Raw genomic sequence first — 13,095 nt, 5'->3', positions numbered from 1 at the left:
ATTAAACAATGGCAAAACAAACTTTAAATACGATTAAAAACTGGTTTAAAACCGGTTTAAAGCCTACCCAGCAGCAGTTTTGGGATAGCTGGGATAGCTTCTGGCACAAAGACCAGGTTATTCCTTCAAGTTCAGTTGAAAATTTGGATTCCCGTTTTGATGAAAAGGCTGACGATGATGCATTTCAAAACCATTTAACTGATGATCATGCCCATAATATGGATGCGCGTTTGGCCCATAAAGTCAGTATTGAACAGTTAGAGGCAGAGTCCACTGCAAGATCAAACGGAGATGCTTACCTGCAGGGCCAGGTCGATGAACTTTTTGCTAGCCCCCAAGGTTCACTTGAAATGGTAAGGGCTCTGGACAACAAAATATTAGGTGATATAGATTTTAATGGCAATAGGGGAATGAACGTCGCCACACCAGAAGAAAATGGTCAGATTGCCAATAAGGAATACGCCGATCAAAAGGAAATCAACGCAAAGAATTATGCCGATTTGGTTGCCACCGATGTGCTAAGGTATGCAGGTAATTGGGATGCAAGTACCGGACAATATCCAACATCAGGTACAGGCTTGGGGGGTGAAGTTAGGCGGGGAGATAGTTTCGAGATTACTGTTGAAGGAACTATTGAGGACAACGAATATGAAGTTGGTGATCAGTTAAGGGCTAAGGTTGATGTGCCGGGCCAAATACTAGCAAATTGGGGAAGTAGCCAGGTCAATACGCAGCAGGCAACTGAAGTCAGAATTGGTATTGCGAAGGTGGCAACAACAGCGCAGGCTATAGATAGGCTTAGTGATACGGAAATGATGACACCATATAAATCAGGAATTCTAATTGCTGATGTTAAAAAGCACTATGAAACTCAATTCAATATTTTGGCCCATACTGGTTATTCAATATTAATGATTAAGGCTGGCCAAATTGATCAACTTTTCTCAGCAGGGATAATCGATCTACAAATGAAAGTGGGGGCGGGTGATTTTGAAACCCCTGTTTTTCCAATGAGCTACAATGCAGGGGATAGGGTATTTTTTCAATTCGATTTTGAAGATGCTAATGAAGCATCTGGAAACATAATTATTTTAGGGAGGGATAACTAATGGGCTACGCCACATATAATTGGTCAATAAGACCGGGAGTAAAAAATAGGTACGGGATTAATATTCCGTTTAGTGAAGATTGGGAAACGCCAGGAGATAACCATGCATATTTTGCCAATTGGGGAAACGATGAAACCGGTAATGGAAGCAGGATGTACCCTTTTAAAACACCTAATAACAATTATTATGGGATTTTGGCAAGTGGGGTTTATAGAGGTTTACAAGGTTTTTACTGTTATGCCGATGGCAATGTGATTGTTGATAATGAAATCGCAGGATCGGACATAAACATGTCTTTTTGTTTCGGTGCTAAAATTAGATCGAGTTATTCAATTTCTTGTAATGAATCCCGCTATTGCGAATATAAGACTAAAGCCAATATATATAGTAATCAAGCAAATTATCACCAATACAACATCTATGAAACTAATTTTTCTGATAATACAAGAATATTTTTGTTTGCCAGAAGATACGAATTGGCTTTGCCCTTTAGTGGGAACAATACTTTTGTGAATTCAAGGGTTTTTATAGCGGCCGATCAACACAATCATGTTTTAAATAATGCCTATTTTTCAATTTTTGATAATTGTGAGATTGAGTTTGGTGGTTTGATACCAAGACTGGACTATAGTTTATTTAACAACTGTAGGTTTAAAATGGCCTATGTTGAGGGCGAACAATTTCAAGAGTTTGATGCAATAGATGATTTAATTACTTGGTTAAAGTCAAAAATGGATGGAGCCGATCTTTTGGGATGGAAAAATTGCGCCTTCGGCAATCCTAAATTTAATAATCCTGAAATAGGTGATTATACCCTGGCATTTGATAGCCCTGCTAAAAACATGCATTATAATGGTACGTTTATCGGAGCGAAACCCATAGCTGTTCCATTAAAAATTACCGATAATGTAGAGGAAAGTGGTCTTGATATTTCAACTGCAATTAACTTAACCATTGCGCCGAATACGGCCAGACTTACGGATAGAAATCTTGCCGCTAGTATTGAAAGTAAACCGATTGTAAACCTTGCCGGTAGAAGGATTTTGTCTTTACCAACTTTTGGTTACAATGCAGATAGAAATGGTGAATACATTGATAGCACACCCGATTTATCAAATGTACCCACCCAAGCAGGTGAGATTTTACAGGATGGCACACCATATCTGGTTGTGGGGGGAAGTATCGTGTATAATGGGGAGATACTGCCTGATGACAGCAGATTCGTATCCTTAAGGGGAAATGCAGGTACTTTCTCAACTGTAGTTGATGCCTATGTTGTAGAAATATTGGAGGCGCCTGGAAGGGAGAACGTCGAATGTCGATTCAGTAATGGAGCAACCACAACAATATCAGCAGGTACTAGCCTGGAAGTTGGAGCTTGGTACTATGTTGAGCAGGCTGAAATTACCTATAATAGTGCTACTGTAGCGATGGGCAAGTGCTTAAAGTGTGTTGAAGGGCAGTTGTTGTTTACTGGGGACGGGGTTTTAAGGAAAATTTTTGATTTGGCATCCCCTTGGAACTATTTTGAGATAAACCAACCACTTACCAGCAATAATGAAGGTAATTTTCCGACAGGAGCAATTATGAGGGGAAACGGGGATAGAAATTTCGACAGGTCTAAGCCCTTCAAGATTTACCATAAATTTTCACAGGTACGCTACACCATTCAGCCAAATAATTTAGCCCCGCCAGCATATGAAGTATAATGTAAAAACTGGTGAGATCCAACCAAACATCAGATATATTGTTGCTGGTGAGCAATCAGTAATCTATAATGAAAAAGCCTATGTTACGGGCGATGAATTTATCGGTATCAATGGATTGGTTGATTTTACTTACGATGGTGCCGGAACGCAGGTTTTAAACGAAGCAACTGAACTTCTAGGAGGCGGTATGGGACTAGAAGTAAGTCAATCCGGACAATATAACGAAGTATCTGAGCTCGCTGGCGGTAGTTTATCTCTTGAAGGAGAACGGCCAATACTCTACAATGACCCGGGAACTAATATCAATGGTTTAGGTATTGAATTTAATCAGGCAGGTAGTGATATACAGGTGATGGAAACGACATTGATTAGAGGCTTTGGCGTAGAATTTCAGGATTATCTCGCTTACGTTAATACGATACAAACAAGAAGATTATAGCCGGGAGGCCACGCTCCCTTGGGAGTTGAAATAGGGAGGGACAATCCAGCTTTTCCCATTGGGAGGGGAGATCCAAAATTATGTTCCTATAGCCGAAAACAATGAGTGCTTAGTCACTCGAAACTATTTAATTGGTTCGGCTGGTTAAAGGCACAAACTTTAATGTTACACAATAAATTGATCCTCCCGGCAGGATCTAATACAATTCCATCTTTAATTATTTAGTCTGGTAAGGTTGAAGGACGAATCTGCTAAAATCGTCTTTGCTAATGTAGTAAACCAACTAATTCGGTAATCCAGTTGAGACACAACTGGATGCTAATAAGCTAAAATACATATGAAACGAATACTAATCTTTGCCATGTTGTTGGTTAGCCTAATGACAATGGCACAAACACCGCCCCCTTTAAAAGTCAGGGCAGATGCTGCTTTTACGCAAGCTGATACTTATTTAGCAGCTCTAAAAGGGCTGCAAATACCCTCGGGTGCTACAAATACACTGACGGGTAGTGGTACACGTGTTAATCTATTTTACAATACAGTTGATAAAATACTCTACATCCACAATGGTGTAGATTGGAGGCCAGCTATTGAAGCAGATTTAACTCAATTTTATACCAAAGCAGAAACAGATCTTTTATTGAATAGATATATTTTGGCCAATGTAAAACAAACGGCAAATATTAATTTAAAAGGTAGTGTTACTTCAAGTAACAATGATGAATCACTTAATGCAACAATTTCCGGTGGAACAGTTGCTTTTTACGGAAGCGCCGGCGGTGGTCAAATAAATCTTGATGGATATAATACTTCTACGCCTAACGGTTCAATTCAGATTACACCCGTAGCAGTAAACATCAGCACAGATAACAATAACAGTTTAGAGATGACACCCTCATATATCCGAATGAAATCGGGTGGATATGAAAATTCAATAGTAAGAGGCTTGGAGCCTGCCAATGTTACCAATAGGCTACCAAGCAAGGATGGCACACTTGCTACACTAGAAGATTTACCTGATGTAAGCGCTTATGCTAAGTTATATGGTGGAAATGCTTTCAGTGGCGCACAAGATATTGATGGACTTTTAAAAGTCAACAATATCAATGTATCCGGAAAAGTGACAATACCAAATGGAAGCATAACCAGCTTAAAGTCCTCTGCTGATACAATCGCATTTAATGGAGCTAAGTCTAATTACATCATAAGAAGCGTAACAACTGGTAGTGGGCCAAGTGCAACAAATAATTTAATAGTTCAAACGAGTTCAGCTGCAAACCCCTCAGTATACAGTACAGTGCTGACTATAGACAATGGGGGAATAACAGCACCTTTGGTAAGAATTAGTGGGGGCGGCGGAGCTCCAAATGGAGCCAATGCGGTGTCTGCAGCCTATTTGAATTCTATTTATGCAAGTGGGACATATACACCAGTTTTATCTGCTCGATTGAATACTGCAAGTGCTACGGCAGGTACCTTCCATTATACTAAGGTGGGTAATGAAATTACAATATACGGTAATGTCACTTTTATGCCTTTCACAGCTAATGAGGATTCAGCTTTTAAAATTAGTTTACCCATGGCTTACCAGTCAACTTTTACAACCCCCGAAGACTTGGCAGGGCATGGGTCACTTAGGTTACAGGGGCCTGTATTTATAGAAGGTACAGTAAGCGACGGCACAGCTGATGTATCTACAAGACCAACACTAACTACCCCATCCAGTTGCTATATATCATTTACATATACACTTAAATAAAACCTGATGTCTCTGCATCTTCTTAAATAATTTAATAATGGCAAAACAAACTTTAAATACGATAAAAAACTGGTTTAAAACCGGTTTAAAACCGACCCAACAACAATTTTGGGATACATGGGACAGCTTCTGGCACAAAGACCAGGTTATTCCTGCAAGTTCAATTGAAAATCTGGATGCCCGTTTTGATGAAAAGGCTGATCAAGAGGCTTTTGACGCCCTTCTGCAAAATGTAAATAATAGGTTTTTTGCCTACCCAATCACTGTTTCTGGTACCGAAGAGTATGTGCTTCCCTGGAGTGGAGAGCTTAAGGCAATTTTTGGGGCCTATGGCAATTTTAGCGTTTGGCTGAATGGTAGTTTAGAACAGGTGCCCATCACATTTACTACTGGTGAGGATGGTAAGCCAAAAGAATACCGGTTTACATTGAGTGGAATCGATGCACTGATATTGATCAAATAAAATATAAATGAAAAAATATTTATTAATTATGCTGATGGCTATGGCCTTATCGGCGACAGGCCAACAAACACCAACAAATAAAACTCGGTCTAACAGTGATTATTCACAGGTCGATAACTATTTGATTGGTTTAAAACGCTTAGGCATCCCAACTAGCGAAACGGATAATTTGGACGCGGGCGGTTTACCTCAAAATACCGTGAAAATCATCTACAATACAAGCTTAGGGCGGCTAAGGATTTATAACCCTTTGTCTACTTCTTGGAGTGATGCTGGTGTTTCAGATTTGACTCCATATTATAAGAAAACGCAAGTTGATAGCTTGTTTGCTGTATTGGGAGAAAACGTTATACATAAAACTGGCAATGAAATCAAGGCTGGCAATTTAGGTTTGGACGGCTTATTGCAAACTAATTTTTATACTCCTGGGCACGATAATCCTGGGGTTACCGTAAGGAACTTTACCGGCGATGGTTCTGCTGGGGTTAGTCTCATATCTGGCGAAAATCAACTGTATATGTATCAAATTGGCAATGCTGGTGATCTCTACGGTGCGCATTATAATGATATTGCTAAATTTATAAGTTATACTAATAGCGGTTTAGGAACGATGCGCTTTGGTGTGAATGGCGAACAATTGATTCTATCACAGAACCATGTTAAAGTTACAACGCCAGCTACAGAAAATGATGATGTTATAAGTTTAGGCCAAATGAATAGTATCGCTGACGGGAATTTTATAAGAAAGTCAGGTAATAATGCTGTTGGGGATTTTCAATTGGACAAAGATTTTAAAACTTACCTTCAATTAGGTACAAATGAAACGGTTTTAAGTGCAGGTAGATATCCGTTTACTAAAGCGCAGTCATTCATTAACCTAAGTCCCATGGACGCAGATTATAGTAATACAAACACAGTGTTAGGCTCAGCTGTACAAAACCCAGACGGAAGTACATATACTTATAAGAGCATAGACTGGAAGGCCTCGGAAAATGACATGCGCATTCATAATGGTTATGGGTATGGATTAAGATATAATGAGGATTCTGATTGGAGTAACGCAGTGGATGAACAAACTTTGATGCCTAGGAAATGGGTTATAGGTAATTTCATCAATAAGGTAGAAGACCAAACAAAATCGGGAAATTTAGAGTTTTCGTATGGAGGCTTATCGGGCGTAACCTTAAAGCCTGATGGTATAATTGATTTTAGAAGCCATGGGACATATCACAGTAGTATTCAAGCAGGTTCTTTTGGTAGCACAAAGTATCAAGCTGAGAATCATTTTTTCGGAAACAATGACAACCCATTTTTATTTAATATAGCTGCCAGCGGGATATATAGGCTTGTCGATGGGAAAAAAGCCTTATTTGAGGGCGAGGCTATTCCATTTGCAGGAAATACGGATGCAAACTTTCCTGGAGCTGAAATAGCTGACCCCTTTCAAGTCGTTGTAAAATTTAGTGACGGTAGAATCGGCCAGGCGCAAAAATATTCGTTATTCACTCACTCCAATGGGTTGATCGATACTGGTAATGGCAGGATACAGATTGGCGGATATTTGCAGCCAGGGGGCATTCAATTAGGTAATTTGGCCGACCCGGTACAACCGTGGTTAAGGATGAATGAGGGTGCTACAAGTATAGGCCACGGTGACTATGATAGTGGCCCTGCCGGACTTTTACAAGCCTCTTCTACAGAAACGAGGGCAGATTTGAATTTGTTTGTTGCCGGTTTCTTAGGGCAACGTGGCATTGCTATGAATACTACTGAGACAGATAAAGGTATAAGAATCAATGACGCAGTGGCGGGAGTTGGTTTAGAGTACAATAGTGATGATGATTGGGTTAACTCGACACCTCAGACAGCAATGCCTAAGAAGTATATCGATAGCCGTTTATCCGGTTACTTGCCTTTAACCGGAGGCACTGTAATTGGAAACGTAAATATTTACGATGGTGAATTGGTGGTTAACTCCATGCGGACGACTGGAGGAGATGCTTATTTTAAAGCACATGACGCGGTTGATTTTAGTGGAGGAAATATTAATGGTACTGTTAATTTCAGTAACGCTAGCTCTGATTGGAACGCATTAAACATAGCCAAGAAAGGACATATAAACTTATACAGTTCGGATGGTAGCACGCAAACATCAATTTACCAAGAAGATGACAATACACTAAGGTTTGGAAACAGTGGTGCTCTAATAGTCATGGGTAACGGCTCAATATCTGCTCCGGTAGCTATTTCAACAGATGTAGTAAATACAGCCAAAGTTACAGCAAGCGGTGATGTTGAAGTAACCGATTTAACAAAAGGGATTATATTAAAATCCCCCAATGGTACCCGTTATAGGGTAACTATCAATGATGCTGGAGATTTTGTAAAAACAGCGCTGTAGAGGTAACTACTTATAATACCAGGATTATACATGCTTGCGTGTTAATCTATAACTAAATAACAATTTTGAGCTTCTTAAACTGAACTTCTTTTGGTGCTGGGACTAAACCTATATGCGCGAAAACCGAATGCTCTAATATTGATATGATAAAACACAAATGAAAAAAAATATTCTTATGGAAACCGACTTATCAGCAGCAGCTCAGCAACCACCAACCAATAAAATACGTTCTAGTAGCGACTATTCGCAGGTAGACAATTATCTTATCGCTTTAAAGCGTATGGGTATTCCAACAAGCGATACCGATAGTTTAGATGCGCCAGGCTTGCCGCAAAACACTGTTAAAATTATTTTTAACACAAGCTTGGGAAAGCTTAGGATTTATAACCCCGTTTCAGAAATATGGACTGACGCCGCAGTTAGTGATTTAGCTAACTATTTGCCATTAACAGGTGGGACTTTAACGGGCCCATTATATACCCCAGGATTAATTACAAAAATCTTTAGTACTGGCCACCCTTCTATACCGCCTACGATTTCATCGAGATTTGATGGGGGACCTGGGGGCTATTCCATGGCTTGGGATTTTGACAATGGTGAAGGGACACATAAAAGGATAGAGTGGATTACAGGATTTAACGAAGATCGATTGACTTGGGATGGTATTCCTTTGGCCTATAGAAATGATTTATCAAATTATGTTGATTTAACAACTGCTCAAGATGTAGGTGGAGATAAATTTTTTACTGGCAATTTATTTTATCCAAATGTAAATGGTGGGGATTATGATGGTGGCTATGGTAGGCTATTGGTTACCAGTGCTATTCCTGGCTTTGGGGGAAGGGTTCAGTATGTAAATGTAAACTCATTACCTTTTTTATCATCAACAGGCGGTGATCTGTCAGGAACATTGAGATTAATTGAAGGCCAACCTATAAGATTTATAGGTGATTCCGGCCAAACAGGATTTATAGGAGATCCAGGAAATGGGACAACTGCAATATCCATAACCGGAAATGTAGAGGCAAACCAATTTTTTGGGACATTAGCAGGAAATGTTACTAATGGGGTTAGTGGGGCTACATATATAAATTCAGTAGGCAATATTATACTTGTGTCAAATGGGGATTTGTTAAATGGTTATGGGACTAGATTTAGAGGGGGAGAAATATATTTAGAGCAAACATTGCCAATCCAAACATCGGAGGATTACTCTGTTTTGGTAAGAGATATTACAAGCGGAGCAATGAAGCAAGTGGCTATTTCCAGTATGCCTTATGTTGAAAACACAAGAGCTATTTCAGACTCTTATCAATCCGGTGGTTTAGCACTGTCTACAGGGAAATTTGGCCAATTAGCCGTGAATACGAGTGAGCCAGCCGGTAATTTTCATGTTAGAGGCACATCGTTTTTAGATGCTAGTTCAGGAAGCGGAGGAGTTCAATTTTATGGCGTAGCGGAAGGAAATACTGGTGGTATTAATATAGGCAGTGCAGCTGAAAATGTAGCCCCATCGACTAATCATTACCCATTAGTACAGGATGTCAATACAGGACTAATGAAACGCAGTTCAAAACGAGGGTTGTATGAAGGAGATGTTCCGGTATCACCTACAGGTGAGTTTATTTATGCAAGTCCTTCAACGCCTCAAAATGCTAGTATTAGTCTGGATAATGCAAATATTAGGATTTCTGGTAATAGGTTTCAAGGTTTGTACGCGCCCAGAGTTCGCGTTAATACTATAACTGATAATGACGAATTTGAAACCCCAGGATTAAATATAACCAGTTCGAGTTCGCTTGCCATTGCAGCAACGACTAATATGGGTATATCAGCTGAAAAGGAACTATTTTTTAATATGGGAGGTACTGGTTCATCAATTTTATTAGGTAACTATAATATTGGTGGTGTTGAAAGATTAGCTTTATCTGGTGCAAAAGTCGAATTAGTAGAAACTCCACCGGTTGCAACTTCAAACTACAGTTTACTTGTTAGGCAAGATAATGGAGGTGAATTAAAAACTATAGATGAAAATACTTTTATAACAAAGAATACAAGTACGCTACCACTAAACGAGGGTACAAATAATTTAGGTTTTCAGAAAAATTCAGATGATACGTTTACAGCTAATGGGTATATGAACATTAAGTCTGTTGCAGGTGCACCAATTGCCTCTATAGGAGAAGCGTACAATACATTTTACGGGGCAATGGTTTTAACTGACAATCCTGCGTACCCAGGCTATAATTATTTTGAAACACAAGATTTGTCCACTGGAAACAGGGCATCACTCAAAACTAGTGGAATAGGTTTTAATAGGGCTGATGGGTACTTGAATTTAATTCCCGAAAGCAGTATCATAGGAGGCCATAATGTTACATTTCCCACTCCCGTAACAAATGCAACAGTGGCATATACAAGCGACTTGGGTGATTACTTACCCTTGGCGGGAGGAGGAACCATAACAAACGGAAGTGGCAACAGCACTACCATGGATGGTTTAAGGTTAAGTTTTTCAACAGGCGCATTTCTTCAGCATGCAAACGGGCAAAAAGTCTTTTTTGGAGATAGTGAAGGTGAATTTCTAGGCATCCAAAGAAACAGGTTAAGTTTAACAGGTCCGGGATATTTAGGAAGTAAATCAGTTTCTATCGGAGCAAATTTATTAACCGATAACAGGGATTGTGAATTACCTAATGAAAGTGGGACACTATTAACAGAGAAATCTGGCGTTATACTAACTCCAAATGATTATTCGCCGCAAACAGGGAAAATTCATATTAATGGCACCATGCGTTCTAATGGTGTCGGTGGATATTATGGTGGTAACAGTAATTATCAGTTAGGCGTAAATGGTGAGGGGTTATATATAACACAAAATACAGGCCAATCCTATTTTGGTGGCAGTTCTTTATTGTTCCAAGATTCAAGCAATCCAAAAGTTTTTACAGGCTTTGATGCCGGGCGAATATTTTTCAGAAACACGGTTGGGGACACTCACCATATATCCATTGTTAGACCATATCAGGGTACTTTAACTACTGGGGTGGATATAGAATTACCAGGGACAAGTGGGAGGCTTTTAACTGAACAACTCGCTGCAAGTACTTATACTTTGCTGGTAAACACTTCGTCTGCGGCTCCGGGGCCAACCTCCACAGGTGTAAAAGGCCAGATCATTGCGGCAGATGGTTATCGTTATGAATGTATTGATACCAATACTTGGGTGAGATCCGCAGTAGAAACAACATGGTAATGGGTAATATTTTAATGATCGTAATGGGTGGGCTGGGGATCCTCATTTACAACCTATTCAAAGCGAAAGAATATATTGCTACAAATTCATTTAAACCGGATATTTTCATGAAGGAAAATTTTGCCATTTGGCTTTGGGCATTTTGTGTAATCGTCGTTGCTAGCTTGATTTTATATATTGAACCAAAGGCCAACGATGTAATAAAAAGCCTTTTCGGCTTAGACTTGGCCAATACGAAAACGGGATGGCTTTTATTTGGGATTGGTTTATGTGGTTTGTTTAGAAATATTAAAAAATAGAAAGAAGCACGGTTTATTATCGTGCTTCTTTTGCTTTCGCTAATGATTTAATAGGCTATTAAATTAATGGAGCGTCAAATCTCAACGTACAAATCGATTTAAAAATTTGCATGATTCGATTTGGTGAACATAAATCCCCAACCCGTAATTGCAAATGAAAAAAATAGTGGAACTTGGGCGTTTGGTCCAGGGATTATGATTTTAATTTAAATTTAAGGGGATGTGTCAGGATTTGGTTTTTCTGCAGGAAACGGGACGCACTCAGCCCTCAATTCACTGTTAGTTGAGGGAAGTCGCCGCGAATACTCACTTCTGGGTAAATTCAGATCTGACTAATCAGTTGTGATAGTTTTTATTAACATTGTAGCATGCGTGGACATTTTGATAATTTACACTGATAAAATTTATTTAATGGGGGTATTTCCTGAAAATGTTGCTAAATTCCGCAATCTAAATTATTCTTATGCTCAATCCCATTCAATCAGGCGCTCTGCCATACCATTGTTTTTCCGGTAAAAGTGTCCGGTTTTTACAACAGGAGGTTTCAGAATCCGATTATCGTTTCACATTATAACATGCCTAGATTTGAAGTCCGAAATTTTTATTTTAAAAGCATACCATGGAGACTGCATCCTGATCAAAACTTTTGATAGTTCGGAGCAGCCATTCAACATATTGATTGACGGAGGTCCCTATGAAACTTTCGATTACCATCTGATGGATTTGCTCGATGGGATCGGAACCATTGACTTATTGGTGCTGACACATATAGATGCTGACCATATCGAAGGCCTTACCAATTTTATCGATAGTACGGTATTTGACGGGATCGATATAAAATGTTTCTGGATAAATTGTGCCAACCTATTGCCTGCCCGGATGGATGGAGATAAAATCGCATACAAGCATGCGATCACAATGGAAGAATTGCTGATAGACAAAAATGTGCCGAAAGAAAAGTTTTCACGAAAGATCACCGACCAAACGGATTTCGATATTGGGAATGGGATAAAAATAGAGGTGCTGTCCCCGCCTGAGGGAATAGTTGATCGGGTAAGTGAAAAATGGCCCGTTCTTTCAGGTGAATATCTGGAGAAAATCCAGGATATCAAAGTATCCGGCGGCAGGGAATCCCAGCTGAAAAAAGGCGGGCTGGAGGATCTGGCAGCGACAGAGTTTAAGCATGCAAAGGAAATAGAGGATGACCTGTTTAACAGTTCTTCCATTGCATTCGTGATTTGGGGTATTGACTTCAGTTTTTTAGCACTGGCCGACTCAAGGGCTGAGATAGTAGAACAGAATTTGAAAAAAAGGAAATATAATGATGGTGACAATAAGCTCATTGTAGATTATGTTAAGGTCTCCCATCATGGCAGCCACAATAATACATCAAACGCATTACTTGGCCTGATTGACTGCGGGAATTATATTTTTTCCACGAATGGAGGTACGGGAAGAAGCAGGCATCCCTCCCGGGAAACAATAGCAAGGATTTTGTACCATCCGGGACGGGATCTTACCAAAGAGGTCAACCTTTATTTTAACTATCCCTTACCGGAGATTGAACTAAGCAGCGGAAAAATTTTTACGGGAGATGAAATGAAAAAAGCAAAAGCAAACGTTATCGACAACATAACCCTGATCCCTTAAATATGCCACA

General features: G+C 39.6%; 9 protein-coding genes. All 9 read left to right on the top strand.

Going from position 1 to position 13,095, the window contains the following annotated elements; translation table 11 throughout:
- Positions 1 to 8 precede the first annotated feature (8 nt).
- The 9 genes from DBR40_RS21240 to DBR40_RS21200 all read left to right on the top strand — a co-directional run bounded on the left by DBR40_RS21240 (position 9) and on the right by DBR40_RS21200 (position 13,085).
- A complete protein-coding gene (locus DBR40_RS21240; protein ID WP_124561742.1) occupies positions 9 to 1,109 on the top strand; it encodes a hypothetical protein in 1,101 nt (366 codons plus the stop codon).
- A gap of 152 nt (positions 1,110 to 1,261) precedes the next feature.
- Entirely contained in the window at positions 1,262 to 2,818 is a 1,557-nt protein-coding gene (locus DBR40_RS21235; protein WP_124561741.1) for a hypothetical protein, read from the top strand.
- Complete coding sequence (locus DBR40_RS21230; RefSeq protein ID WP_124561740.1) at positions 2,808 to 3,257, top strand: hypothetical protein; 450 nt, start codon at positions 2,808 to 2,810, stop codon at positions 3,255 to 3,257. The genes DBR40_RS21235 and DBR40_RS21230 overlap by 11 nt, the downstream gene beginning before the upstream one ends.
- Positions 3,258 to 3,594: 337 nt before the next feature.
- The gene (locus DBR40_RS21225; protein WP_124561739.1) at positions 3,595 to 5,016 is read left to right on the top strand and encodes a hypothetical protein; all 1,422 of its coding nucleotides are present in this window, start codon (positions 3,595 to 3,597) and stop codon (positions 5,014 to 5,016) included.
- Positions 5,017 to 5,053: 37 nt separating this feature from the next.
- Positions 5,054 to 5,479 carry a hypothetical protein gene (locus DBR40_RS21220; RefSeq protein ID WP_124561738.1) on the top strand — a complete coding sequence of 142 codons (426 nt, stop codon included), beginning with the start codon at positions 5,054 to 5,056 and terminating at the stop codon, positions 5,477 to 5,479.
- Positions 5,480 to 5,486: 7 nt separating this feature from the next.
- Positions 5,487 to 7,880, top strand: a complete 2,394-nt coding sequence (locus tag DBR40_RS21215; RefSeq protein WP_124561737.1) for a hypothetical protein — start codon at positions 5,487 to 5,489, stop codon at positions 7,878 to 7,880.
- A 157-nt stretch (positions 7,881 to 8,037) separates the two neighbouring features.
- Positions 8,038 to 11,136, top strand: a complete 3,099-nt coding sequence (locus DBR40_RS21210; protein WP_124561736.1) for a hypothetical protein — start codon at positions 8,038 to 8,040, stop codon at positions 11,134 to 11,136.
- Entirely contained in the window at positions 11,136 to 11,435 is a 300-nt protein-coding gene (locus DBR40_RS21205; RefSeq protein WP_124561735.1) for a hypothetical protein, read from the top strand. Before DBR40_RS21210 ends, DBR40_RS21205 begins: the two co-directional genes overlap by 1 nt.
- A 585-nt stretch (positions 11,436 to 12,020) precedes the next feature.
- On the top strand, positions 12,021 to 13,085 hold the full coding sequence (locus DBR40_RS21200; protein WP_124561734.1) for a ComEC/Rec2 family competence protein: 1,065 nt from the start codon (positions 12,021 to 12,023) through the stop codon (positions 13,083 to 13,085).
- Positions 13,086 to 13,095 lie beyond the last annotated feature (10 nt).

It is taken from the genome of Pedobacter sp. KBW01 (assembly GCF_003852395.1).
In the GTDB taxonomy this organism is placed as follows: domain Bacteria; phylum Bacteroidota; class Bacteroidia; order Sphingobacteriales; family Sphingobacteriaceae; genus Pedobacter.
The sequence above is the reverse complement of the archived record's forward strand: the minus strand, read 5'-3'. Positions and strand labels throughout refer to the sequence as shown.

What these genes read in the sequence shown, in the direction of transcription:
- DBR40_RS21240 (WP_124561742.1), top strand. Translation starts at nt 9, where the DNA reads ATGGCAAAACAAACTTTAAATACGATTAAAAACTGGTTTAAAACCGGT.
- DBR40_RS21235 (WP_124561741.1), top strand. Translation starts at nt 1,262, where the DNA reads ATGTACCCTTTTAAAACACCTAATAACAATTATTATGGGATTTTGGCA.
- DBR40_RS21230 (WP_124561740.1), top strand. Translation starts at nt 2,808, where the DNA reads ATGAAGTATAATGTAAAAACTGGTGAGATCCAACCAAACATCAGATAT.
- DBR40_RS21225 (WP_124561739.1), top strand. Translation starts at nt 3,595, where the DNA reads ATGAAACGAATACTAATCTTTGCCATGTTGTTGGTTAGCCTAATGACA.
- DBR40_RS21220 (WP_124561738.1), top strand. Translation starts at nt 5,054, where the DNA reads ATGGCAAAACAAACTTTAAATACGATAAAAAACTGGTTTAAAACCGGT.
- DBR40_RS21215 (WP_124561737.1), top strand. Translation starts at nt 5,487, where the DNA reads ATGAAAAAATATTTATTAATTATGCTGATGGCTATGGCCTTATCGGCG.
- DBR40_RS21210 (WP_124561736.1), top strand. Translation starts at nt 8,038, where the DNA reads ATGAAAAAAAATATTCTTATGGAAACCGACTTATCAGCAGCAGCTCAG.
- DBR40_RS21205 (WP_124561735.1), top strand. Translation starts at nt 11,136, where the DNA reads ATGGGTAATATTTTAATGATCGTAATGGGTGGGCTGGGGATCCTCATT.